Genomic DNA, 26,358 nt, shown 5'->3' with positions numbered 1-26,358 from the left:
AAGTGCTATAACTGCATCGCTTCCACAATCTTATTGATTTGAAGCTTACCTTGATCGGACAACGCCAGCAGTCGTTTCAATGGCTCTTGTTGCTGCTCAAAATGCTCCACATCGGATTGACTTAAGCTATACCCGATCGCCCGTAGTGGCTTTTCAAGCATAATTGAGGCTATTTTCTCAACCTCTACGCCCTCTGAAGCCTGCCGTTTACGCTGTAAAACGAGTTCTCTTTGAGGTTGATTGCGGATGGTCAGACGGTACTGTTTACCGTCTAATAAGTTGAGGTGATAGCGATGTAACAGCCGTGCTGTATCAAGCAAAGCCATCGCGATCGCGTTCACTCTGTCCGTCTGAGCAAAGAAGTTTTGGATCTGTGCGTTGTCTCGCTCTGGCTCATATTGCAGGTTAAAGGTGCGTTGCAAACCAGGGAAAGTATAGCGGTTCCCCAGATCACTCCCACTCATGTTGACACCGTCCAGGCTGTAGCTGATACCCGCGATTTCGTTCGTCTGAGCATCACTATAGACTGCCAAATCAACTCCTGCTTCAGACATTGCTTGTAAAAACTGCATCACAGGAGCATCACGTTGAGCACTCTTTTCGATCAAGTTTTGCAGCCTGGTTTGCACCGCTTCGACACCAGTTTTTGTCAATGTCTCTCGCTGACCTCTGGTGGGCGATCGCCGTCCGACTTCCCAGCTACTCAACACTGGAGTCAAATTAAAGTCACGTTCCAGACCGCGCACCACCGCTTGTGAGCGATACCGCTCAAAGGAGTCATCCGCCACTAAGCCTGAAAGGACATTAATCCGACTGGCAATGATATGGACATGTTCATGTTGTCGATCGATGTGGCGTACCATCACATATTGGTGCTCATCCAAGTCAAAGCCCATCCCCTGAAGATAACGATCGCCCAGGTCTACCAGTGGCTCATCTAACAACGATTCATGGTGCGGCAGCGACAGCATAAGGTGGCCCACGGGACGCTTTAGCATCGGCTTGAGGTCGCGGGACAAACAGAACTCTGCGGCTAATTCATCCAGGCTAGAACCCACCATATTGCCACCAATGATCCGTGCCCCAGGCTTGCCTAGCACATACCCCGCTGTAGCGCGAAAGGAGTCGTTTTGCCTCACTTTACCAATCATGTTGCCTCACTCATGGCTTCATCTTCATTGCTTTGAGCCTCAATTTTCATCCGTTTTGCGATCGCTGATCGCATCCGCTTCATCGTGATCGAGGGGCAAAAGCGCTTTGCGGGTTTGTGGCTCCGTCTTCATTGCTTTGGGCCTCAATTTTCATTCGTTTTGCGATCGCTGATCGCATCCGCTTCCTCGTGATCGAGGGGCAAAAGCGCTTTGCGGGTTTGGTGCAGTAGCAGCGCTAATGCCTCTAGTTGACTCTGGTAGTCTTGGACGATCCGCACATCGAGAGCGGGCAAACTTTGCGTTCGTTGCAGCGCTTCATGCAGTGCCCGTGTCTGCTGATTGATGTTGCGACCAACGCGCAAAAGCTCAACGTAAACATCGCGGTTCACTTGAGGCACAGGCCGGCGACGGACAAGCGGACGCAAGCGCAAGAGCAGCGAGCGGATGAACTTTGAGGTGCCAATACCCTCACAGCTTTCATCCAGCTTTGCCTTCTCTGAAGGGGTGAGATAAACACGAATATACTCGGTGCGCTTCTCCCCCGTTTGCACACCCATAGCCGCGATCGCTGCCAATTCTGGCTGCAATAATTGCTGCAATTGCCGCAGTCTTTCATCTTCCATAGCCGTTTTTCATCTTGTTCATAGACCCCGAAGGCACAACTCGCCAAAGAAAGTTACAGGGCTGACACCAAAGTGAGCAGTGCACTCCGTAAGCTAGGATGCCCAAAGAGAAGTCAAACTTCTATGAAGGCACGTGACGCATTCAGACCGCCTGAAGGGCATCTTAGGGAATGATGTCAGCGGTAAGGGTGTCGTTGTGGCAAAGCGCAAACAATACGTTTCAGAAGAGCAGACAAACAAGGCGCTCGTGGCTCTGACTGAGATGGCAAAAAAACCGAAGTGCCTCACGCTTCAGCAAGCGATTGAAAAAATGCGCCCGAAGATTCTCCTCGCCTTACAGCAGGGCTATACACAGCAAGATGTGGCGGAGTTGCTAAAGACGATCGATATTCAGATCTCGCTGGTGACGTTGCGGCAATATCTCAGAGCTGGTGATGATGCTGTCACCGCTAAAACTGATCCGGTGGTGGAAACGACCGAACAAACGCTAAAAACAGTGCCAATGGCTCCCACTGTAAGCACTGTGACTGCCACAACGAGTGCCGTTGACCGGAGCCTAGCAGACAGACCCAGTACAAGGAACGGCAAAAATGAGGCTGAGACGCAAACCGTCGCTCAAACTAAACCAGAAACGCTTGTAGAAGCAAACCCACAACGACCAAAAGCGATGTTGCCTCTAGCGACCCCAAGCCTGGGAAGAATGCAGACCCCAACCTAACCGAATAAATCCATTTGTTTGGCAGGATCAGTGGTTGGTGTTGAGTCCGCGCTCAATGACCGTTGCTCCTGCACAGCCAAATCCCATAGCCAGTGCTCAACATCTTCGGCAGTCCATCCAGTGAACGGCTGTATCATGTCCGGCTGAGCCTCACCATACTGCTGCTTAAAAAGCTGACCGAGTGCGGCAATCCGAGCCAAATAGCCTTCAGGACGATGCAACGCTTTCGCCAGCGTGTACCAGGCTCGAATCTGCTTGAGGGAAATTGGCACGGGACCAGAGCGTGCAGCATTGGCAAAGACGTTCAGTTGAACGCGCCCCTGTGCGTCTGCTGGCTCGGCAGCATACGGGCAAAGCTCTACGTCACCAATGAACGTTGGCTCTGGCTGTAGTCGAAAGTGGTCGGAGTAATGGTCCGGCAAAAGTGATGGACATGGCACGCGGTTGTAGTGCTCGTCCATCACGATACCGTTAAAAAAGTCGGCAAGCGCATAGGCCGCCCGCGTCAGCTGATCGGCAGCAACTGCGTCCTTATGGTCTGGTGGCTCTAGAAAAGTCATGGTGGACTAGAGCGCTTTGGCGCGTCATGGCTTTCACCTCTAGAGTGACCCTCTGCCTGTAAAAAGGAACGCGATCGGTGCTCGCTCAGTTTGGACTCAGCTTCTAGCCACGCCTTGCCTGAAACCGATATTCTCGATCATGCTTTCTTGATTCCAAACCTGAGTGCAAGTCTTTTACAGTGACATCAGGCAGCAGTGCTGTTTCGCTTATAACTAGCGCCTCTTATACGCTGTGGCTCATCCTTCGGATGCCGTTGCCCTGACCTTAAAGCTGCTTCCAGAGATGTCCTGCGGCAGCACTCTTAGCTGTTTTCTTATTACTCCCTTCACCCTCGCCGACCAGTTCAAGGAAATAGCATTTGCACTTAAAATGAGTGCTGCTCACTGTTTCAAACTCGTACTCTGCTTGAGGCTCTCCATGCTTCTGAGCATAGAGATTGATGGTGGTGATGTAATCTGTTTTAGCTTCTGAATCAAGTCTGTTTTGCTTCGGCGTTTGAGCGTGGGGTGCTGCTGGTTCTGGCGCTGGCATCTGAGCTTGCTCAGGCGTTGTAAGTTCTTCCCACAGCCAGGACTCTAGCCACTGGTGGGCGGACTGTACCCGTGCAGTCGCTTTTGACTGTGCCACTGACCAGAGCGGTGGGCACTGCTCTAGCCCTTCACTGGTCACAACGCAGAGCGATGCCCAGGCGTTCATTTCTCCTTGTTCACGGAACTCAACCTTTGTGCCTGGTTTCCAGTTATCGCGGCATAGGTTGATCACCTGGAGCGTAAGCGGTTTAGCAGCGATCGCCTGCCACAGTTGCAGCTTAAACTGAATGTTCTCGGCAGTGGTTGGCAGTGCTATTAACACTTGGTAGAAATCTAGCGGTTGTAATGTTTCAGCTTCTAAGCGCTGCAAGATGACAGACTCTAGTGCTGCCATTTGCTGCTGGCTCACGGCTGTTTTGAGTACACGCGTAAACTCAGCGGGTGCCAGTGCCTCTAGCTGATCAAGCTTGCCAGTTGCCATTAGCTTGTCTCTGTCCTGATGCCGCAGTGCTCGATGGTGCTCATTTTTCTTGTCTCGAATGGCTCGTTGCCGTGCGGTCAGACTGTCAGCAATAGTTTCCAGTTCAACCTGGGTATAGGGAGCCGGACTACCCGCGATCGCAGCTTTGAGCAGCCGATGATTGACGACATCCACATAGCGGCGAATCGGTGAGGTAAAGTGCGTATACGCATCCAAGCCCAAGCCCACATGACGACCGGGAACAGCACTATAGGCGGCACGATCATAGTGATTCGCTAGTGCCCGTTGTAGTTGTTCATCATCGTTCATCGCCTCCAGTGATCGGATGAACCGTTGTCGCGCTGCGGGCAGTGCACTCAAATCTCTGTAATTGTGGGTGCGGTAGATCCAAGGCTGCTGCTGGTCGTGCATGTACTGGGACACAACCCGATTGGTTAAGATCATGAGTTCAGCGATGATCGGTTGCGCTTTGACTGACTGTGTGATGAGCCGCCCCTCTTCATCCACATAAACGCTACCAAAGGTACGCCCGTAGATGGCTCCCTGCTGCTGTCGCTGGTGCATGAGTGCCTGTGTCACTTGCTCTAGCAGCTTTAACTGTGGCTGGAGGTGATGAGGTGCACCACTCAGTATCCCTGCCACTGCCTCGTAGCTGAACTTTTCCTGACTGACGAGGCTATTTTCAGCTATTTCAACGTTAAGCAGTTCTCCGACCGCATCAAGCAACATGGTGACCGTCACGACTGGACGCTCGACAAAGGGTAGGAGGCTTAGTGATGCCTCAACACTCTGGGGGAACATGGGTTTAATCGACTGCGGCAGGTACAGCGTTTCACCCCGCTTGAGTGCTTGCTGGTCAAGGAAAGCTCCCTTTTCAATTACCCGTGACACATCGGCAATATGCACCTGTAGCCGCGTCTGCGCCCCTTCTGCTTCGACCCAAATCGCATCATCTAAGTCTTGTGATGAGGCATCGTCGATCGTAAAGCCTGTGACTGTTTCCATGCTTTTGGTGCCCCATCGTGTCTTTTGGCAAGAGATGAAATTATAAAACCAGTCTTTTGAGGCTGCACATCTGAGGCTAAAGCGAGTTCTTCGGTCGAAGGCATGGGAAGCAACTGGCTCTTACCCACTGCCTACGCATGATGCTAGATTTAGTTCGGAACTGTGTCAATTAAGTTCTGAACTTTTTCGGGTAAGATCAAGGAAGTTCGACACAGGCGATACGATGGATGTAACTAACTCATCCTTTCTTCCAGACGTGCCTACCAAACGGGAGCGAATCACTTTTGTGTGCGATCTCGAACTGCGAGACTTTCTAGAAAAGCAGGCAGGTGCTGAAAAGCGTTCCCTCTCAAACTTCATTGAGAAAATGCTTGAAGATATGGCTAAACAAAATGGTTATAATCCGCCAGAGCAAAATTAGCTAGCTCATCGCTGGCACCAGCATCAAAGCAAAGAAGGCGATCGCCATGACTACACAAGTTCTAGAGCAGCCAAAACAAATCTTTGTGCAAACAGGCGTGACATGGGCGCAGTTCAAAGCGATACAACACAGCTTTGAGCACATTCCCAACGTGCGGTTGACTTACTGTGAGGGAGAGCTGGAAATCTTGGGGATCTCAAAACCGCATGAAGCGATCGCGAGTACTCTGGCTCTACTGCTCGGTGCTTATTTTGAAACGATGGAGCTTGAGTTCTTCCCTAGCGGCAGCTATTCTCAAATCGTCGAGGGCATCACTGAGTATCAATCAGATCTGTCTTACTGCCTGGGCACCGATAAAGATCGCCCTGATCTCTGTATTGAGATCATTATTTCCAGTGGTAGCACTAAAAAGCTTCGGAAATACAAGCGCATGGGCGTACCAGAAGTCTGGTTTTGGAAAAAGGGCAAGTTTACCTTGCATTGCCTGCAAGGCGAGCACTACGTCCAGGTGGAGGCAAGCGAAGCCTTGCCAGGCATTGATCTAACGCTGCTCTGTCAATGCATGACGATGCCGTCAAAACTGGCGGCAATCAAAGCGTTTCGCCAAGCCATAGAGCCAACTAACTTTTGACGCTGCTACCGCTGACCACACGTATGGTGCAATCTGTGAACCGCTACTGCGAGGATGAGACGATCAACGCTTTCCACGGAGAGACAGGTTGCAGACGGCTGCCTCATCTCAACAAAAAATGCGGCGAAGAGCGCGATCTGAGGTTAGATCAGGTAAGCTCTCTGAAGAAAGCGTCTGTACTAGCGCTGCACGCAGATGAGACCACAAGTTTCCACGTTTGTAAAAGCAGGAGGACGGACTAACGAATCAAGCAACCAATTAAAAACCCCACCTGACCGCAAATCAGAAGGGGCTTTTAAGGATAGCTAATTTTGAATAGGTTACGGCTCTAACTCCTTAGCTTGGCGGCAACGTTGTTAGAGACCGACCGGGGAAACCAGTTACAAGGCGGTTGCCATGTAGCACGGCTTTTCATGTCTTATTTTAGGGGCAAGTTCGCGAAAGATGCAACTTTTTGCGATTTTGACCCCTAGCTGCTGCATGGCTTTCTCCTGCTCAAACCACACACAGCAAGGGTGTTAGTCATGTATAAAGTTTGTCCAAAGAGTTGCTACCAGCGGCGCGGTAGCCACTGTCAGCGGCGCGTCTTTTGGGGATCGCCGCAGCCTGCTCCCACGCTCGCAGCCTTCCACCCAAACCGTGTCACTGTAAAAACTTACAGTGACACCCGGAACCGGGTGCGATCGCCCTACCGCTGGTGGCAGTGTCGCTGGACACTGGACACGTTAGTGCGGACAGCAGCGCCTGATCGACGATGGCACGGAGTCAAGCCTATGGGAGGTGCCGCCTGATGACACCCTCCCAACTCCTAGGCTTTGCACGCCCTGCGAGCACCCCTCGCTCGGCGGCGATCACGATTGTCGACTTCAGTGCTTTCCGCCAGCAGCTTGAGTCCGAGTGCACTCATGGCAGCGCGATCGCTCCAGAACTTTTCCAAGCAGCGATCGCCCTTGTCAGCGATACCGAAACCTTTGCGGGTGGGGACGTTGCCTACCCGATCCACGAAGCACTCAACTGGCATGTGACCCGCTTTGGCTATCAGGCACGAGAGACGCTGTACGCCGCGCTCTTCTTAAACGAGGATGGCTCCACCTGGCAAGCCAAACTGAGTCAGCCACGGGCAGACGCAAAAGGCAAAGCACAGAAATACGAAACGCCCGTGGGCAACGGGGCGAAAGCGTATCTGCCACCTGTGCCACCGGACATCCGGCAACGCCTTGCGGAGCGCTACGGTATCTACGTCCCCTTGGACGGTGACTTCTGGACTTGGTTTGAGCAACACCCCGAAATCCCGCTCACCGTGACCGAAGGCGGTAAAAAGGGTTTGGCGGGTTTCAGTCAAGGTTTTGTGACCATTGCGCTCTACGGCTGCAACGGCGGGTATCGCACTAAAGATGTCTTGGGTCAGCCGATCGCTCCCACACTGATTCCTGACCTCGCTCGGTTTGCCGTCTCTGGTCGTCCTATCATCCTTGCCTTTGACGAAGACGACACCGAGAAGACGCGGCGGCAGGTCACGATCGCTCAGGCACGCTTCGGGTCCTTGTTAGCTGCTAAGGGTTGTGACGTAGCGATCGCTCGTTGGCACAGCCAGCAAGGGAAAGGACTGGATGACCTGATCGTCAACGCAGGTGCTACCGCCTGGGAAGCCGCTGCTGCGAACGCTCTCCCCTTCAACCAATGGCAAATCCTGCAACGGCTCGAACGGCAACTCACCGTCCCCATCAACCTGCGGGTCAACTTGGGCGATTTAGCCCAGCTAGACCCCGCTCAACTGCCTTCTGAGGGCATGATTGCCCTGTGTTCACCCAAAGGGACGGGGAAAACTAAACTCATTGCCGCTCTCTTAGCCCACCAAGAGCGCGTCCTGTCACTGACCCACCGCATTGCTTTAGGACGCAACCTCTGTACCCGCACGGGACTCTACTACCGGGGCGATTTGGATAAATTAAAGGGGCAATATATCCATGCCTCCGGCTACACCTTACGAATCGGCTCTTGTGTCGATGGCTTGCTGAGTCTCGACCCCAACCAGTTTGCTGGGGGCGACCTGGTGCTGGATGAAGCCGTGCAGCTCGTCCGGCATTTGCTGACCAGCTCGACCTGTGCCCGTGACGGGAAACGTCCGGCGCTACTGGCACGGTTCCGAGCGCTGGTCAAAAACGCCAAACGGGTACTCCTTGCCGATGCGGACTTAGATAACGCGACCCTGCACTATTTGCAGTCGTTGCGTGGGGACAATGCGCCTGTTTTTCTGGTCAAAAACGACTTTGAGCCAGCACCCTACGCTTGCCGCTTGCTAGCAGCACCAGACCGCACCGCCATTACCGGTGCATTGCTAGGGGAGATCGCTCAGTTGCCGCCCGGAAAAGTCTTGTTTGTGGCAACTGACAGCAAAGCCACCAGCAAAGCCTTACATCGACTCATCACGCAGCAGCAGCCCAAAAAGCGGGTCTTACTGTTAAATAGCGAGACCACAGGGGGCGAGTGTGAGCGTGAGTTTCTGCAAACGCCGGACACAGTGCTGGAACGGGGCGACTATGACCTCATCCTTTGCTCCCCGTCTGTCGCTACAGGTGTGTCGATCGAATGCCGGGGTGTGATTGCAGCGGTCTATGGCATCTTTACGGGCGTGAGTGCCACGGATGCCGATATGAGCCAGTCCCTTAGTCGGGTACGGGAACCTGTAGAGCGAGTCGTGTGGTGTGCCAAAACTGGTTCCAACTATGCGAAGGTGAGTCTCTCGGTCAACCCCTTAGAAGTCCGCTCCCACCTCCAGTCACAAACGACCGCCACGATCCAACTGCTGCGTTCCAGTCTCAAAGAAGACATTCTGGCAGGCGTGGACGCGATCGATTGGCGCTCTGATCCCCATTTAGGGCTGTACTGTCAGCTGGCAGCGGCACAGAACTACTCCATGCGTTGCTTACGGGAGGCGTTGCTGACACGCCTGCGCTTTGAGGGCAATACACTGACGATCGAGGACAGAGGCAGTGACCCGGCGCTCAGAGCCTTGCTTGCTCAAACCAGAGCCGAGCTGCAACTGTTAGAGGCGGAGGCACTGGTGACCACGGAAACCCTGACCTATACAGAAGTCGTGGCACTGGAACAAAAAGAAAGCCTGAGTCCTGAAGAACATTTAGCGATCGCTAAGTGGCACTTACTGGACTTCTACGACTTAGAGACGCTGACCGTCGATGACTGCCTTTGGGACAGCAACGGACGCAGACGGGGCGAATTACTCGGACTGGAGGCGTTGCTGTTTCCGACTGTTGCGTTTGACCGTACCGCTAGAGCGCTAGAGAAGCAGGCAACGTGGAACCAGGGATTTTGTCCGTGGGACATCGCCCATGCTCCCCTCCGACGTTGGTTGCTCGTCGAAATTGGCATTGACAAGCTCCTGGCAAGGCTGCGTGACGGCTGGCAGTGGTGCCGGTACGATCTCAAACCCTATGCCGATCGCGCCAGGGCGTTAGCCGCCCAAGTCAAGGTGGCGCTCCACTTCACCATCCGGGAGAGTATGAGCGATACCCAGGTCATCCATCAGCTACTCTCCCAATTAGGGATTAAGCTCACGATGTGTTGGTCACGCTCGTTTGTTGGCTATGAAGGGCAAAAGCTGCGGACCTACACGCTCGATACCGAGCATTGGGGCAAGCTGTCAGCGGTACTAGAGCGTCGGGAGGCGAAGCGGCAACGTCTGCAAGCCAAATTGGTCGAGGGGGACGTAGTTGGATCACCTGTTGTTTTTGAGTTGGTTAAAGACGTGGGTGATCCGCCTGAAGATGTGGTTGCATGGTTGCTGCCAGCAGTTTTGGCAGATGTGCAAAACCTGGTGTTGCAGGCAGGCGACGATCCAGAAGTCTTGGCAAGTCTGCGACGGGCGATTCCAGAGTACGTTTTGAGGCATCTGGGTGTCATTGGGTAGCTAGAGTTAGCGATACCCACTGCTTTTTACTACTAATAGGCATCGCTCTACTAACGTGGGGTGGCTTGTGCTGCTTTGGTAATCGCTGTAGTCGTGTCGATCTCCTGTGATCTTGATGAGTGTTGCTGGTTGAGCGATTACAACGACGGCTTAGAGCGAGACCGCAATACTCTCCTCAATTCCGAGCGTACTGCAAATCAAAGCAATATTCCACTGACGCAGACCTCTCTTCGCGTCTCTCAGGTGACGCTTAAAGAGAGGATCAGTATCGATTAGCCGCACTTTGGGGTTTTGGTCTGCCCAAATTTTACTTTCTTGCGTGAAACCGTCTTCAATCCAGACAATCGCATGATTCCAATGGCGGCTATGCCAACGCACAGAGAGATATTTTGCTTCGGGATTCTGAGCTTGAAATTGGGTCTGTGCCAATTGACGCTGTGTGCATGGCAGTGGATGAGCATGGATCCAATGCTCTGTAGCAGCCCAATCGTTCCAACAGTAAGAGCGCTCTCCCCAAGAAGAGAGCCAAAGCGGTTGAATCCAAGGAGAGCGGTTGATCGCTTGAAGAAAGGCTCTGGCTCCCGGCAATGGATAGACAAGCGACCCATCTAAAGGCATCTCCTGGTCTACGATAGCGGTATCAGAGACGCTTAACACGCCATCAATGTCTAAAAATAGGAGTATTGGTTCCATAGCGACCCCGTGCCATCAGAGAGTAGGTCATCTTCCATAGAGTGCCCTTAGTCAGTTAGAAAAGCTGGACAGATTGGGCTAAAGTATGGTGAACACCGACTAAAACTACATCTGCTGCTGCATTAACGCCTTTGTGTCAGTAGTACCGACCTAGAGAGAGAAACGCCTTGCCTTGACGCACGAGCTATCAACCCTTGACGATGCTGCATTGACCCTTTAAGTGTTCTTGGCTTCACTATGCCTGCTTTTTAGAACTTAAAGCTGACGATTGAATTTAAAGGTGGATTATGGTGGCTAAATCAAATAAACCAGGGTGTTCTCTCTAAAACAGAGTGCAAATGGAAAGTATTACCCTGTCTCATAAAGGCAGATGTCAAATAAGCAATGTCTCCTGCATATTTAGTTGTGATTGGTTCACCACATAATGAATCAGTAGAACCCCAATTAAGTTTAGTTAAGCTCAGAATTTGTGCAGCTACTGCTCTTAAATCTGGAGGAGAGTTGGGTGTTCCCTTTGAATACTCTACTCTTACGTTTATCTCAAGCATAACGGGTGTTCCGAGAGCTTTACGGTAGGAATTGTACCCTGTTGTTGAAAGATAGATTTGATTAGGAGAGGTAATGACATAACTGCCTCGACTTAAACTTCCATCAGTCTCAGAACGCCCATCATAAAGTCTTACATTGTGATGTGAATTTATCCAAACAAATGAGTACTTTCCTTGTGGTCTAATCCGTCGAGCCGCTTCGAGAATTGCTGCCCTGTCTTCACGCGAGAATTTTGCAGAATAATGAAAATAGATGCTTGGGGTTTCAGATAATGGAAGTCTAGTTAAAGTTTGCTCTATTAATAAACTAAAAGATCTAATCTTTTCGCTATAAGGAAAAGTATCTATATTTCCAGAATAAAACTGCCATTTACCGTATTGATCAAAAACATTTGCATATCCCATTAAACGCTCAAAATTGCCACGAGTACTCTGTGTGTACGAAAGACCAATGAAAAAATCAGCATCAGGTATTGCTCCTGGTAAGACCCAGGGGGTAACGCCACATTTTGAAACTATATTTAATGATAGGTTCAGATCTTTCCAGTCGGGATTGATAAGCGTAGGTGTGTCAATCATCTGACAGGGAATACCGTTCTCAAGCAAGAATTTTTTAACGATATAGTAGGGAGATCCCTCATCATCAATTGAGTAACTTCCCTTAGGAACACTAACAAGAAATATCCGCTCAAGACTTTGGTCTCCAATCCATTTCGGATGCTCTTGAAGCAGCCTTCTACATTCAGTTAAAGTGTCTTCAGCTGATGTAGGTGTAATAATAGAAGAATAATGAAATCGTGTTTTAAAGGTACGTTCTGAACCACGGTATTTATACTTTCCTGTTTTCAGGCGCTCAATGAGAGCAGCCATATTACTACGTAAGTCTGATACACAAATAGGAATAATTTCAATGATTTTTTCAACATTGCTATAAGCTCCAAACTTCGTAATACCATCACGAATATCTTTAGATTCACGATGATGGCTAAATTCAACATCTGGTTCTGGCACACTACGGACTTGCAAACCACTTAAAGAATCGCTTTGCCTGTGTAAAGGAGTCGTCTCAGGCTTCAGGTGGCACCAATATCCATTAACCTTCAATGGAAATATTTCCTGAGCGAGATCTGTAGCCGTTGTTTGAGTTTTCTCAGCACGAATTCTTGAAGAATTTGGCTCTAATGACAAGCTATGCTCCTTTATTGCTCTAGCTAAATCAAATCTAATTTTGTGCTGCTTGAGTAAACGTTCAATTTTTGCTCTCGATAAATTTGGAATAACCTTGTTACTGGCAATCTGAATTTCTTGCTTAAAATCAAATAGGTATACGCCAGTCCATTCATGATCAACAGAAATGATTTTTCCGCGCTCCCACCCATCCCATCTAACAACTGCTGATCTACCAATTAGTTCATCTGGAGAGAAATAGGCTAGAGAATCTTTAGCTGTTCTAATATTTTTCACTTCCAACGTATAGTCAACGCATAAATAATAATTTCCTAAGTACTGGCGTAATTGAAACGTATAGGCAGGATAAAATCTAACTAACTCATTGACCGAGGAAGATAAAGGAATGTGTATTCCCTGTCTATGAGCTATTAATTTACTGAATTTAAAACTATCTATATACCAATCGTGATTTGCAAGAGCGTCTCTTAAGCCAGCCATAATCTCTCTATAGTGATTAGACACTTCATCAGCACTAAAAATTTCGTTGCTCTCAGATACAAAAGTCAAAGGGAACAAATTGGAAAATTCGGTCGATTCGGATGTAGCAAATAATCGAAGAGCAGATTCTCTTTCTTGAGAATTATTGAATAAAACAACTGTTGTCTGAGATTCGCTTACCCTATAGATGGGCGCTGGCAAACCTAGAGATTTCATCTCGTCGCGCATACGCCTGGTGCCTTCACTGAGCGCTCTAACAAACTCAGCACCGCGCTCATCACGCATCATTTTTAGCCATTCTATAAGTTTCGGATTACGTGGAGATGGAATTAACCGTGTAGTCTCAAGAGAAAACTGTTCGGGAACATCCCTATCTCTTTGCTGAAGTCGTCCTGAATTACGGACAACAAAGGCATTCCTATAAGATTCGCATTCAATAGGCAATCCAATTGCATATTCACGGTGAGCTACCGCATTAACGATTGCTTCATCAATGGCATCAAAAGGATATTCTGGCTCTTCAATAAAGCCCCCCCCGGCTTTTCTTTTTTGGTAAAGCTTGAAGAATCCTGATTCTCTAAAAAAAGTTCTTACATCACGAATTTGCTTTGTAATTGATCCTGTGAATTTTCTGTCAAATGTTGGCAAGCCTCGATTATCAATGTTTTCTACATCGGTTTCAAATCTAACTAGACGAATAAAAGAGGCAGGCAGAACTCTTTGAGGATTTAATGCAAAAAATAGTAAACCTGCATTTGTGAAGGTATATTCTACACCGTCCCTATTTATTGCACCTACGTCGTAGAGGATCTTTTCATCACTGTAGTCATCATAAGAAGCATCTGATAAAAACGCCTTACAAAATTCTTGAAAAGCTGCTCGGTCTAAATCTCTAGAATCATAAGGGCAGCAATCTGCTTGCTCGTAGTCTACAACTCGTTTATCTCGCTGCAATTGCTCAAGTTGTGCTTGGTTGAGACAGATATTTTGCGAACCTTGCCTCACCCAGGCACGAGGATGATTACCCACAGTCTGACAAATTCGCCGTGACGTGTAAGGGACGTAGACTAGACAGATGAGATCTTTCTTACCAAAGTCGTTGGTACATTCAAAAAATTTCGCCTGAGCCGCTTGATCAAGCAATAGTGAGTTAAACGCTGTCAGTCTACTTCTTTGAGTATCTGACAAGTGGCTAATTCCTTTTACTTCACCCTGTGAAGAGATCCCAATAACTAGCAAGCTACCTGATTTATTTGTGTTAGCAAATGCAGAGATACAAGTAGTTATTTTTTCCAGGACGGCATCTAGTTCTTTGGAGCTAATGCAGTCATTCTGCCTAACTCGCCCAGCTTCTTTGCGATCCAAACATTGACCTTCAAACTCTGTATCGTCTGAGGCTGTCAGAAAATCCCAGTGTTCTATAGGATGCTCAAAAACTTCCCTAGAGTCAGGCATTGTTTGCTTACAAGTTTTAGACTATCTCTAAAGCCAAAGTTGACTGGATTCAGTGTAGCGATTAATTGGTATTAACATGAAGCTCGACAACAGCTATTCCCCAGCCCTGGAACAGCTGTGATGCGACTGTCAGTTTTAGTGCCAACATGCGCCAGCACTTTACTTAGGCGTGCGCTATGTTTCGGCGTAGCCCAGCGGGGATGCGTCGCTGTGAAGGCAGCTCTCACTAAACTGTAACTGAATCGCCTTGCTGAAGCTAATAGAGGTTGAGCCAAAGCGACTGGCGAAGAGCGCCAAGTAGAGCAAGAAACCGTCACCCGTTGGCTAAAGGCACTTCCTCATTTAAAGCTGATTAAAACGGTGGCGATCGACACAGGTCTAGCACTTTTACGTTTTGACTAAAGTTCATGCTGATCAAAGCTTTGGCTTGCCTTGACTGCTGTGAGTGCTGTTTACACGACTTGGCGATGCGTCACACCGTGGTGACGCATCGCCTGCTTGGAATTGAGCGCCGTTTCCAGTCATGCGAGCGAGTCTGTTGACCGCAGCGGTCCTGCCACACGCTCCACTGTAAAACTTTTGCCGTCGAGCCGATTTCTGCTTGAGCGCACGTTGTGGTTTGAGTGCGTCAACCTTGCTGCACGCCTGCCGTTGGAGCCCGTGCCGCCAAAGCGATTAAGGGTGCCTCGTCCAGTAGCGCTGCCCGCCTCTGGTTCCAGCGTTTAAGTATTTGCACTTAGTTTTGAAGCTACTTTATATACTATTAATGAAGCTTTTTGCGTCCGTGCCGCGCTCCGCATTCCAACACGGGCTTGGAAGCAGTAGTGGGCTGTCGCTGCCCAAACTTCACCAAGTTTCTCCGTACCCAACCTGCTCAGGTTAAGTATAAATTAATACGTGAATTTACGGTAAAAAAGCGCCTCGTGCTCTAGGCGGAGCCGCGTCACAATTCTTAAGCTCACGGGATGTCCTTCCGTCGAGTTTGTGATGTCAGACCCAGGTAACACCCTTGCCACAGCCCAGTTAATCGCCATCAATGCGGGGAGTCAAACCTACTCGGATGCCGTCAGTACGGCTGACCCAGACGACTACTACCGCTTCACGTTGAGTGGGCGCAGCAGTATCAACCTGACACTGACAGGCTTGAGCGGCAACGCTGACTTACAGGTGCTCAATGGCGCGGGTACAGTCCTGCAACAGTCCACCAATCCAGGCACCGCCGCCGAGGACGTGAACCTGACGGATCTGAGCGCGGGAGTCTACTACGTGCGGGTCTTTGCCGCCAGTGGCACCACCAACGCGCCCTATACATTCACGCGTCAAGCCATTAACAACGCGCAGACAGACATTCTGTGGCGCAACTACAGCACGGGTCAAAACACTGCCTGGGCGATGAACGGCACGACGCGGGTGTCCAGCACCGACCTCAAGCCGATCAGCGACGTGAACTGGCGACTGGAAGGGTCAGCCGATTTCTCTGGGGATGGACAAGCGGATTTAGTCTGGCGTAATTACAGCACGGGGCAGAATGTGATCTGGCTCATGAACGGCACGACCTCTCTGTCTGAAGTGAATCTGCAAGCCGTGGGCACGAACTGGCACATCAGCGGCACGGGTGATTTCAACAGCGATGGCAAGACCGATCTGGTCTGGCGCAACTATAGTACGGGTGAAGATGTGGTCTGGCTGCTGAATGGCACCACCTTCAGTACAACGGTTAATTTGCAAGCCGTGGGCGATCCAAGTTGGCAAATTAACGGGACGGGTGATTTCAACAACGATGGGCAGACCGATTTGCTGTGGCGGCGTTACGACGGCACGGGTGAAACTGTGGTCTGGTTCATGAACGGCACCACCTTCAGTACAGCAGTTAATTTGCAAGCAGTGGGCGATCCGAACTGGCGCATCAGTGGGACAGGGGATTTTAACCACGATGGTCAGACTGACATTCTGTGGCGGCGTTACAGCACGGGTGAAGATGTCATCTGGCTCATGAACGGGACGACGCTGCTATCGAACGGTGGGGTGTACTTTAACCCCATCGGTGACTTGAACTGGCAAATTGCCGCCTCGTTTGTCCATTACGGCGATCCGGGTAGCTTGGATACGGCGGGAAATACGCCAGCTACAGCGTTTGATGTGGGTACGCTCACTGGGCAAGCAACGTACACAGGGACCGTGAACGGCAGCGATGTGAATGATTACTATCGGTTCACGTTGTCTACAGCGGCTCCCAACTTCACGCTTGCACTCAAGGGACTGAGTGGGGATGCCAATCTGCAACTCCTGGATGGCAGTAGCAATACCCTGCAAACCGCTAGCAATAGCGGTACCACTGCCGAACTCATGCAACGTGCGTTAACGGCAGGCACCTATTACCTGCGCGTCTTGCCTGCCACCAGCAGTGTGAGTGCCAACTACACGCTCAGCACGGTCTTCGATGCGGCTCCACCCACGGTCACCGTCGCGCTGGTCAACGATACCGCGCTCAATGGCACGAATACGGATCGGCGCACTGCCGACCCCACCATCAGCGTGCAGCTTAGTACAGAGCGCCCCCTGGGGCACCTCCGCGCGGGCTTCAACAACACCCTGGTTGCCAACTACACGGACATTGCCGTGCCACTCCAAGCAGGCAGCGTAACCCTCACGCCCGCGCAGCTCCAGTCCATCAACGGCGGTCTGCCGCTCACGGACGGCAGTTATGTGCTGCATCTCCGCGCTACAGGGGTAGAGGATGTCCTCGTCACGACCACGGATTTCACCTTGACACTGGACCGCACCACCGCAGCACCGAGTAATTTGCAGTTAACGGCGGGGAGCGATAGTGGACAGAGTGCCAGTGACAACGTGACCAATGTGACTACTCCCACTGTGACAGGGACGGCAGAAGCCGGAGCGCTCATCCAGCTTTACAGCCAGGGGCAAGTCATTGGGCAGGGGACGGCGGCTGGGAATGGCGTGTGGCAGATCACAGTACAGCCATTGGTGGCAGGCACCACCACGCTGACGGCGATCGCCACCGATGTGGCGGGCAATGTCAGTGCCGCTTCGACCGTGCTCAGCCTGGTGGTGGATACCCAAGCGCCCAGTGCACCGAGCTTCTTACCGTTAGACTCCACGGCGGATACGGGTGAGAGTCACAGTGATGGCATCACGCGCAACCCGACCCCGACCCTCACCGGACACGCGGAAGCCGGGACGGACATTACCCTCTGGAACAACGCTCAAGTCGTCGGTCAAACGCGCACGGACGCGAGTGGGTTCTGGCAACTCACCACGCTGTCGTTGCCGCAGGGTCTCGCCACCCTGCGTGCGACGGCGACGGATCAGGCGGGGAATGTGAGTGCCGCTTCCACCCCGCTGCTCTTGACCGTGGATACGGTAGCACCAGCCGCCCCTGGCAATGTGCGGTTTGCCGCTGGCATAGACAAGGGACGCAGCAGCACGGATGGGCAGACGAACGTGAACACCCCGATTGTGACGGGGACTGCCGCACCCCACACGCTGGTGCAGCTTTGGGGCGAGGGGCAACTCCTGGGACAGCAAACGTCAGACGCGAACGGCAACTGGCAGATCCAGACACCCACCCTGGCGGATGGGGGTTACGTCCTCTCTGCCTTTGCCCTCGATCTGGCAGGGAATCGCAGCCTTGCCTCCCCCGCCTTAGTACTCATCATCGACACGCAGGCACCAACGGCACCGACCCTGCTGCCTCTGAGCGCGATCAGTGACACGGGCAGCAGTGCCAGTGATGGTGTGACTGCCAACCCGACTCCGACCGTGGTGGGGCAGTCCGCTGCCTATGCGCTGGTGCAACTCCTCGACCAAGGGCAGGTGATCGGACAGATGATCGCGGATGAGACGGGGGCTTGGCAAATCACCGCACCCACACTCACCGAGGGTGTCCATACCTTCACAACCACCGCCACCGATGTGGCAGGCAACGTGAGTGTCAACTCGGCACCACTGAGCCTGGTGGTGGATACGACCCTACCCACCCTGACCGTGACCACACCGCTCACGACACCGCTGGGGAGCAGTACACGCTTAACCGGAACAGTGGCTGGGACTGGCTCGGCGATCGCCGCCGCCAATTACCACTTTGATGACCGTCCGGCGATTGCGCTGGCGTTTGATCCGGCGACAGGTATCTTTGATCAAGCACTCGACTTCACTGGCATGACGAGCAATACCCACACGCTCACCATCACGACCACGGATACAGCGGGGAATGTTAAGACGCTGCAAACCCCTGTCACGGTGGCGCTAGGGGGTGCTCCGGTAGTCACAGCCGCGTTAGATCAGGATACGGCACCCAATGGGTTTACGAATGACGATGGTGTGACCAGTAACCCCACGATCAGCGGACAGGTGACCAATGCGCCAGCGGTCTTGCGGGCAGGCTTTGGCACTGGGGCGAGCGTGAACTATGTGGATATCACGCCGCAACTGCAAGCTGATGGCAGCTTTACACTCAATCGGACGCAGTTAGAAACCCTTTACGGGGGACCACTCCTGGACGCTCACTACACGCTATCGCTGCAAGCGGTGGATACCGTGGGCACGGTGACAAGTCCTTTAGCGATCACGTTTGACCTCGATACCCAGGCACCGACAGCGCCAACGAACCTCAGTCTGACTCCCGCTGGCATGTATGCCGTGGCAATCACGGGCAACGCGGCGGCGGGTGCTCAAGTGCAACTGTTTGAAGGGACGACGTTGATTGGCGAAGCGCTGGCGAATGCGGCAGGTAGCTGGCGGGTGACGACGAGCCAACTGCGTAACGGCACTCACAGCCTGACGGCGACAGCGAGTGATGTTGCTGGCAATACCAGTCTGGCGACCACCGCGACGGACGTGACGATTACGACGCTGGTGCCATCGGTTCCGCAAGGGTTACGGCTCACGGCATTGACAGACGGTGGACAGAGCCAGACGGACAACATTACGAACAATGCCACCCCGACGATCGTCGGCACGACCGAAGCAGGTGCCACGGTGCGGCTGTTCCGGGAGCAGCAATTGTTAGGCGAAACCACGGCGGATATCACTACGGGTGCCTGGAGCATCGCGCTGACGACGGCACTGCCAGAGGGTGAGCAAAGTCTGAGTGTGGTGGCGCACAATGCGATCGGGGACAGTCAAACAGCCACTCTATTGACGACGATCGATACGGTGGCACCGACGACCACACAGTTGAGTGTGCTGGCGACGGGTAGCACAACGGCGACTGCCTTGGCGAATGGTGTGACGCTGACGACGGGCACAAGGCTCCTGGGGCAGGTGCATGGCACCACGTCTGCCGTGGCGTCGCTGCAATACCAACTGGGCACCAATCCAGCAGTGACGGTACCTGTGGCGGCAAATGGGCTGTTTAACTACCGTCTGGCTTTCACGGGTAGCAATAGCGGGGACAATCAAACGTTGAGCGTCACGCTGACGGATGTGGCGGGAAATACGACGACGTTGGCACCGTTCCTGGTGAATGTCTCTGCCACCAATGACGGTGGGGGCGAGGCACCTGTGTTAGTGGCACAATTGCTACAGGATACAGGGAGTGATGCGTCCGATGGCTGGACGTATATACCTGGTATTGCGGGTGTCGCGTCTGCACCCGGTGTGATCACAGCACTGTTGGCAACGTTTGACACGGCGACGAATGCTGTCTTCCAGGATCTTTCGTCCTTGCTGCAACCCGATGGGACGTTTGCGCTGGACGAGGAGACCCTGGCGGCATTGGCAGGCGGTGACTTGGCGGATGGTGCCTATACGCTGCGCCTGCGCGTGCAGGCTGATACCAACCAGATCGCCGAGCAAGTGGTGAACTTTACGCTCGACCGGACGGCTCCGGTGACAACCTTACCCAACCTGATTGATGGGATTGCCTGGGAGCGGGGCACCCATCTGCAAGGGACGGTGGTGGAAGCCTCAGAGAATGTCAATGTCACTTATCAGCTTGAAACGGTGAATGGTGTCGCCGTAGGGTCGTCGCGCACGCTGCCAGTGACCGACCAGGCGTTTGACCAGGTACTGAATACCGCGACGCTCACCGAAGAGACTCCCTATAACTTAGTGCTGACCAGCACCGATCGCGCGGGTAATACCCAACGCAGTGGCTTCCAGTTCTTCATCCCCAGCGATCGCCATGTTAGTGATGATGACACGTTGCCGGGTGGTTCTAGCAATACGGGTGATCCCACGCCACCAGACCCCGCTACTGCAACGGTGGGCAATGTGGGTAGCTGGGGCTATGTCGGCAGTAGTGGTTGGGGGTTCTGGAGTTATCCGAATGGCGGTGGACCGGGTGCCTTCACCTCGACACCCGGCGGGTTTGGTCCCACAAACCCGAAACCGAGCGATGACCTGAAGGGAGACCCGACGAACCTGGAGGGTAGTGGCTATGAGTTTACCTACGCTGAGAGTGTGAACCAACTGGTGAACAAGGCGATCGACCTCATTAGCACTGACCCAAACACGATTGCAAAGAAAGCAGCACTGACAAATCGTAGAGAGCTTCTACGGGGTCTGGGGGAGCGGTTGTCAGGGTTGATCAATGGTACAAACGGTAACTTTAAGGAGGCAGCAGACCAGGCGTTGATCGAGCGCTTGCGTCCGGCAATGGAAGGGCTATTTGCCGATGCTTATGCGCCAGCGGGTAGTCAAGCGGGCGTGGAACCAGGGTATGTGCTATCTGGTGGAGCATGGCTGGCGCAGGCGCTGGTGACGGATCAGTTGTCGGTGCGGGAGCAGGTGTTTCAGGCGACGTTGCTGGCGGTGGTGACGGAGGCAACGCCGGGGGTGACGGATGGGGCGCAACAAAAAGCGTTGACGGCGGCAGTGATGGCATTGGCGAAGACCTATGCCTGGTTGAACCCTAATCCGGAGGCGACGGTGCCGGGAGGGGAGGAGGATTTTGGCTTCCTGGACGAGCTGTGGCGGTTGCAGATTCCGGATGCGAATGGGGTGTTTAAGGATGGTAATGCCATTGCTCAAACGCTGGCAGAGAGTGTGGCGGCAGTGGGACGCTTGCTAGAAGGAGTGGATGATAAGGTGCGGGCGATTCAGTTTCTTAATAACCTCGTGCAGGCGGCGAGTAATGTTACGAGTTTGAAGGGGGATGTGAAAGATGCGACGTTCTTACGGGAACTGATGGAGTTTGGCGTGGAGTTTGCCAAATTGAATCCGACTGCTGCCGACAGTGCAAACAGTGATGAAGCGGTTTCAGCATTTCTCAATACCCTATTGCAGGGCAAGCAGACAGATGTTAAACAGGCACAGGGAGGGCTGAGTGCCTTCTTTACAGGCTTGAATACGCTGAACAATCGCATCGTGGCATTGGACTTTGCGGATAATTTGATGGATGCCGTTCAACAGGTATCTTCTATCGGCGATCAGAAGACGGATGCTAAATTCCTTAGCCAACTCGTCGGACTTGGCAGTGCTTATGCTGCTTTGAATCCATCTACCACAACACCATCCACCGAAATGCCTTTCGATTTTTTCCTTGACACGATTTACAAAAATCAGAGCCAAGGATTACAAAATGGGGCAAGTGAGCTTGAAGTTTTCCTTAATGGCTTTGATACACCAACTCAGCAGATTAACTTCCTAGCTCTTGAACGAAAAGCATTGACAGATCTCAATCTTGCACCAGAGCTACAGCAGAAAAAGAATAATGCTGTAAATGTTAGTAGTTTATCTGCTTGGGTCAGAGCTTATGCTCTTGAATATGGAACTGAATTATCAGTCCAAAGTAATGATGCTATCGATTCTTACATCGATAGCCTGTTTTGGATAGGAGACGATACCAGTTTTGTCTCGACAGGAGTGATTTCTAACGGTGAGAGTGGAAGCAATCTAGACACTGATCCTAGCAAGTCAAAGGCTAGCAGTTTCAGTAGTACCATTCAACTTTCCCCTCAAAGCCCTCAAAATACTAACTTCGGTACATTTTCAATACAGAGAATTAATCCAATAGTAACAAATGGACCTACTGCTAACACATTATTCGTTGCATATGATGCCCAACTTAGGTTTGCGCCGAATGGCAAAGTCAACTCTACCAAAATTGCTATGGTTCAAACTATAGTTAGTCTAGAAAACAACAGACCCAATTACCCAACACTAGAGATGAGAGCACGGGCTTTGTCAAAGACCGAGGGTACTGAAGGATTGAGTATTGATAGAAAAAACGACTCAGCAGGAATGCCTTACCTTTATCCTTACTATGGAGTGAACAATACAGGGGTAACTCTTGCAAACGCTCGTTTTGGAAGTCTTACTTCCGGTAGTTTAAAAGTTGATGCTCTAATTGGTGACTCACCTAGAGCTGAAAATCTTCCTATTGGAAACACATTAGAGTTTACCTTTGAGACTTACGCTATTGCTATTGATGGGCGGGACAAAGGCACTTATTATGGCTCAGTATCTTGGGGATTTAAATTTGACGCGCAAGGTAATTTTCTGGACAAATCTCTAAGTTCAGTGTCTAAAGGTCGTCCAACCGCCAACTTCTTAGCTGCTGCCAAGAAATGGAATAGCCAGAAGTTTATGATTAACGGAATTCTTACTCCTACAGTCCCTCTGCCACTGAAATAATCCTATGAACCGAAATAAGCCGCTGCTTTTTCAAATAGCACAGACAGGCGGAGTAGTGATGCCGTTTCTCGGATACATAACAGGATTTGCTGTTATGGGAGCAGATCTTAAGCACAATCAGGCGTTTCGCTTTCACCCACCTTCGTCAAATCTTGTAGTTGCAGCGATGTTGATCTCAGAAGCAGATGCCAACACGATTGAGAAGTGGCTACTGGGAGATCGCCTAAACTCTATCTTTGGGATAGCGCCGTTCTTCTCTGAGCGTATAGAAATCGTTTTAGCGCAACCGAATGCAGAGTTAGAGTTAGCCAAGATTGTAGCAAGGCAGTACCTTCCACCCAAGCTGCGGGTCTATGCTCAAGAAAACCTTATTAAAGCGGGTCAATCAGCAGATCAGAGACTTGTAGGAGCGTACTGCCAGACTATGCAAAGTACTATTGAAGGCAAAATTTCCTATGACCTATGGGGAGTACCTGGTCATGGAGCGGCGATTTTTGGCAGGACACTAATTGGTTATGGGCAGGCGGCCCTGCCTTGTCTGTCTCGTTTACTTAGTAACAACAATGGGTTGCGGTATGGCTCCAGTGAGTGGGGAGCCATTAGCGATATGTACATGCACTATCGGGTGTCGGATTTAGCAGCTTACTTCATTACTCAGATACTGAACCTTCCCTACAACAACGATCCTAGCCCTGCTGCGCGTGACCAGCAAATTCAAGACTTACGCCAACGGTTGGTAACTTCCCTTCAAGATGAGGGTGAAGCACAGAGTAGCCCTGTAAAGCCGAAATAAGCAGCGGCTTCATGTCGTTTATGACCACTGTGCCGAAGATGACGGAGAGATGCTAGACAGTGCTGATGTGGTGCGATCGCCTGCCTCCTGTCCCTGGCTCTGCCCGCATACTTGTCTCGCAGTGCCCGGTTACTGGCCCTGGCGATCGCTCTCGTCGTCGCCATCTTCACGGGCTGGTTTGACCAACTCGCCCACACCAGTCAACAGGTGCAACAGCAAGTGCAGCAACAGGTGCAGGAGGTTTTACGGTGAAAGACCCCTATCTACCTCAGATTGTCGGACTCTTAGCCGCTGGAGTGACCAGCACCGCTCTCGCGGTCAGCGGCTACCTGCATCAGCCCGAAACGTTTCGTTTTCTGGGCACCCAGCTCACCTATCAAGCGGCCTATCGTAAAATTCCCCTGTCGTTGATCGACACTGGACTGTGCATATCCGCCTGGCTGCTCACCCAAACCCGACGTGATTATCGGCGGCAATACCAGGAGTGGGAGCGCCAAACATTACTGCAGCAGAGCTAGCTACAGGCGATTCAGCAGCAGTCTGATTTGCAGGTTTACAGTCAGTTAGCACAACTGCAAACTGCCGAAAAGTTCTACCCACAGATGGCCCCCTATCTGCCCGATGAATACGCTGAGTACCAGGAAGTACCCCCGGCACCCCCGCCAGCGATGCCACAAGCGTCCCCACCAGCCGCCGCTGCTTCTGGGTCGCCAGCCAGTCCTGTCACTCCCGCGTCTGCTGCGACGGCTGATACCACCGCTTACCTGCAAAACTTCCTGGAATATCCAGGGTTGTTGTTTGGTGGCATGGGGGCCGGGAAGAGCTGGACAGCGCGTTATCTGGTCATGCAGAAAGTGCGCGCGGGGCACCAGGTCGTTGTGCTCGACCCTCACGCTGCCAACCACGAATGGCAGGGCATTCGGCATATCGGTGCCGGGATGAACTACCGCGCGATCGCGGCCTTCCTCAAGTGGTACCTCGACGAAATCGAACGCCGCTATCAGGAGTTCAACCGCTCTGGGTTAACTGAGGAAGACTGGCAGCAGTCCTTACGGCAGCAGCAGCGCATTACCAGCGTGGTGTCGGAAGAAATGACGAACTGGGCCGACCGCTTGCCGGGTGACATCGGCAGTAAGTTCTTCAAGTCGGCGATGAGTGACAGTCGCAAAGTGCTCATGCCCCCCCTATTTGTGGCGCACGATCGCACCTTTGTGAAATGTCAATTACATAGACCGCTTTATTGCAGCAATGCTCTCCTCAATTTAGCGACAAGCTTAAACTTGAAATCGATGGCATCGGATCGCCTCAAAAGCAAAAGCGAGGTGTAGATCGCGACCGTCGAAAACGGTCACAAAAATGGCTGTACTACTCGAATGGACTCAAGTTGGACTCAAGCCGAGTAGTACAGAGGCCCAAAAGCAGCCAAAAGCAGCCACCGGCAAGGCTGAAAGCCCCATTCTCTTGTCGCGCTTCTGCGCCGTCTGCAGAAGTCCCACGTGGGGACAAAATTTGCGGCTTTAGTGCCGGGTCTGGGTTGGAATTCATGGAGTGCGGCATAATGTCATTAACTGCCATTAACTGTCAGTCATCCTGTCACCTCCAGCGGCATTACCCTATGGACATGACCTCCCTCAACATTTCCCTTCCCAGGGCGATGAAAGAATACATTGAAACCCAGGTGCAGAAAGGCGCTTTCAGCACTCCTAGCGAATATATGCGGACATTGGTGCGCGAAGACCAGAAGCACCGTCAAGAGCAGAAACTAGAAGCCCTGCTGTTAGAAAGTCTGGAATCGGGTGAGCCGGTGGACATCACTCCAGAATTTTGGGAGCAGCGCCGCCAAGCCTTGATCAGCCGGATGCAAGCGCGGCAACAGTGAAAAAGCAGGTCATGCTTCCAACCGCGATCGCCGATGTGGATCGGGAAGCCTTTGGCATCGCTGAATATGCGGGTCAAGATGCTGGTCTCAGGTTTTATGCCGCCTGCGATGACACCTTCGTCCGCCTTGCCACCGATCCCGACATCGGCAAAGTCTGGCCGTTTGAACACCCCAAACTGGCGAACCTCCGCGCTTGGCAGGTGAAGGAGTTTAGCGATTATCTCGTGTTCGACCGTTCTCTCCGCGATCAGGTTGAAATCCTCAAAGTGATCAACGGCTCCCGCGATCTGGAGCCATTTTCCGTGATCAATTTGGGGCGTGAGCGCGATCTCGACGTATAAGGGCAGTGGGAAAAGCGGGTGGTTTGTGAATAACACGACTTATCACGGTTCAATCACTGCTTTCTACGTCTATAAGTAGTTGTACAGAATTAATTACTCATGAACTGTGCTGGAAACCTTAATCTGCCGTGAAATGGTATGTAAATTATCTTGTCCGACTACTTAGAAAGCAAACTCTAAACGAGAGAAAAATAGTGAAAGTTATGAAGTGCCAGAGTGCTGGCTAAAGCAAGCAATAGCAGAACTATTGCATATTTGGCTGACAGCAGATATCCTTTCCTGAGGAAGGAGCGGATCAACGCTGGGTCTTGGTGATTCTGCTGGAATATTT

General features: G+C 51.9%; 18 protein-coding genes. 12 read left to right on the top strand and 6 right to left on the bottom strand.

Annotation, left to right across the window (positions count from 1 at the left end; genetic code table 11):
• Window positions 1-5: 5 nt before the first annotated feature.
• Window positions 6-1,151 (bottom strand): relaxase/mobilization nuclease domain-containing protein, encoded by a 1,146-nt coding sequence (locus C7B82_RS19290; RefSeq protein ID WP_106257906.1) that lies wholly within the window; start codon window positions 1,149-1,151, stop codon window positions 6-8.
• A gap of 143 nt (window positions 1,152-1,294) precedes the next feature.
• Window positions 1,295-1,774: a plasmid mobilization protein gene (locus tag C7B82_RS19285; RefSeq protein WP_106257905.1), complete on the bottom strand. Its 480-nt coding sequence runs from the start codon at window positions 1,772-1,774 to the stop codon at window positions 1,295-1,297.
• Window positions 1,775-1,907: 133 nt separating this feature from the next.
• Here C7B82_RS19285 and C7B82_RS19280 point away from each other — a divergent pair, with 133 nt between their 5' ends.
• Entirely contained in the window at window positions 1,908-2,492 is a 585-nt protein-coding gene (locus C7B82_RS19280; protein ID WP_106257904.1) for a hypothetical protein, read from the top strand.
• Here the strand turns inward: C7B82_RS19280 and C7B82_RS19275 are convergent.
• Window positions 2,489-3,052, bottom strand: coding sequence for a hypothetical protein (locus tag C7B82_RS19275; RefSeq protein ID WP_106257903.1), 564 nt, complete (start codon window positions 3,050-3,052; stop codon window positions 2,489-2,491). The two genes, C7B82_RS19280 and C7B82_RS19275, sit on opposite strands and share 4 nt — an antisense overlap.
• Before the next feature lie 265 nt (window positions 3,053-3,317).
• Window positions 3,318-5,069 carry an RNB domain-containing ribonuclease gene (locus C7B82_RS19270; protein WP_106257902.1) on the bottom strand — a complete coding sequence of 584 codons (1,752 nt, stop codon included), beginning with the start codon at window positions 5,067-5,069 and terminating at the stop codon, window positions 3,318-3,320.
• A 223-nt stretch (window positions 5,070-5,292) separates the two neighbouring features.
• Here C7B82_RS19270 and C7B82_RS19265 point away from each other — a divergent pair, with 223 nt between their 5' ends.
• From C7B82_RS19265 to C7B82_RS19255, 4 genes are all read left to right on the top strand, one after another.
• The gene (locus tag C7B82_RS19265) at window positions 5,293-5,490 is read left to right on the top strand and encodes a hypothetical protein (RefSeq protein WP_106257901.1); all 198 of its coding nucleotides are present in this window, start codon (window positions 5,293-5,295) and stop codon (window positions 5,488-5,490) included.
• 46 nt (window positions 5,491-5,536) lie between these two features.
• Entirely contained in the window at window positions 5,537-6,121 is a 585-nt protein-coding gene (locus tag C7B82_RS19260; RefSeq protein ID WP_106257900.1) for a Uma2 family endonuclease, read from the top strand.
• 524 nt (window positions 6,122-6,645) lie between these two features.
• Window positions 6,646-6,912: a hypothetical protein gene (locus C7B82_RS31555; RefSeq protein ID WP_146141200.1), complete on the top strand. Its 267-nt coding sequence runs from the start codon at window positions 6,646-6,648 to the stop codon at window positions 6,910-6,912.
• Window positions 6,912-10,049, top strand: a complete 3,138-nt coding sequence (locus tag C7B82_RS19255; protein ID WP_181357570.1) for a plasmid replication protein, CyRepA1 family — start codon at window positions 6,912-6,914, stop codon at window positions 10,047-10,049. The genes C7B82_RS31555 and C7B82_RS19255 overlap by 1 nt, the downstream gene beginning before the upstream one ends.
• Window positions 10,050-10,199: 150 nt before the next feature.
• Here C7B82_RS19255 and C7B82_RS19250 read toward each other — a convergent pair whose 3' ends face one another.
• Window positions 10,200-10,742, bottom strand: coding sequence for a hypothetical protein (locus C7B82_RS19250; protein WP_106257898.1), 543 nt, complete (start codon window positions 10,740-10,742; stop codon window positions 10,200-10,202).
• A 299-nt stretch (window positions 10,743-11,041) separates the two neighbouring features.
• Window positions 11,042-14,413 carry an RNA-binding domain-containing protein gene (locus tag C7B82_RS19245; protein ID WP_106257897.1) on the bottom strand — a complete coding sequence of 1,124 codons (3,372 nt, stop codon included), beginning with the start codon at window positions 14,411-14,413 and terminating at the stop codon, window positions 11,042-11,044.
• A 987-nt stretch (window positions 14,414-15,400) separates the two neighbouring features.
• On the opposite strand from C7B82_RS19245, the gene C7B82_RS19240 reads away from it, so the two are divergent.
• From C7B82_RS19240 to C7B82_RS19215, 7 genes are all read left to right on the top strand, one after another.
• Complete coding sequence (locus C7B82_RS19240) at window positions 15,401-23,014, top strand: Ig-like domain-containing protein (protein WP_106257896.1); 7,614 nt, start codon at window positions 15,401-15,403, stop codon at window positions 23,012-23,014.
• A 94-nt stretch (window positions 23,015-23,108) separates the two neighbouring features.
• Window positions 23,109-23,807, top strand: a complete 699-nt coding sequence (locus tag C7B82_RS19235) for a hypothetical protein (protein WP_146141199.1) — start codon at window positions 23,109-23,111, stop codon at window positions 23,805-23,807.
• 111 nt (window positions 23,808-23,918) lie between these two features.
• A complete protein-coding gene (locus tag C7B82_RS32495; RefSeq protein WP_181357569.1) occupies window positions 23,919-24,059 on the top strand; it encodes a hypothetical protein in 141 nt (46 codons plus the stop codon).
• Window positions 24,056-24,325 (top strand): hypothetical protein, encoded by a 270-nt coding sequence (locus C7B82_RS19230; RefSeq protein WP_106257894.1) that lies wholly within the window; start codon window positions 24,056-24,058, stop codon window positions 24,323-24,325. The genes C7B82_RS32495 and C7B82_RS19230 overlap by 4 nt, the downstream gene beginning before the upstream one ends.
• A 27-nt stretch (window positions 24,326-24,352) precedes the next feature.
• A complete protein-coding gene (locus tag C7B82_RS19225) occupies window positions 24,353-25,135 on the top strand; it encodes a hypothetical protein (protein WP_106257893.1) in 783 nt (260 codons plus the stop codon).
• A gap of 230 nt (window positions 25,136-25,365) precedes the next feature.
• A complete protein-coding gene (locus C7B82_RS19220; RefSeq protein WP_245939990.1) occupies window positions 25,366-25,686 on the top strand; it encodes a type II toxin-antitoxin system ParD family antitoxin in 321 nt (106 codons plus the stop codon).
• Window positions 25,683-26,027 (top strand): type II toxin-antitoxin system RelE/ParE family toxin, encoded by a 345-nt coding sequence (locus C7B82_RS19215; protein ID WP_106257892.1) that lies wholly within the window; start codon window positions 25,683-25,685, stop codon window positions 26,025-26,027. Before C7B82_RS19220 ends, C7B82_RS19215 begins: the two co-directional genes overlap by 4 nt.
• Window positions 26,028-26,358: the final 331 nt, after the last annotated feature.

It is taken from the genome of Stenomitos frigidus ULC18, from assembly GCF_003003795.1.
Lineage (GTDB): Bacteria > Cyanobacteriota > Cyanobacteriia > Leptolyngbyales > Leptolyngbyaceae > Stenomitos > Stenomitos frigidus_A.
This window is presented reverse-complemented; position numbering and strand designations above follow the sequence as displayed.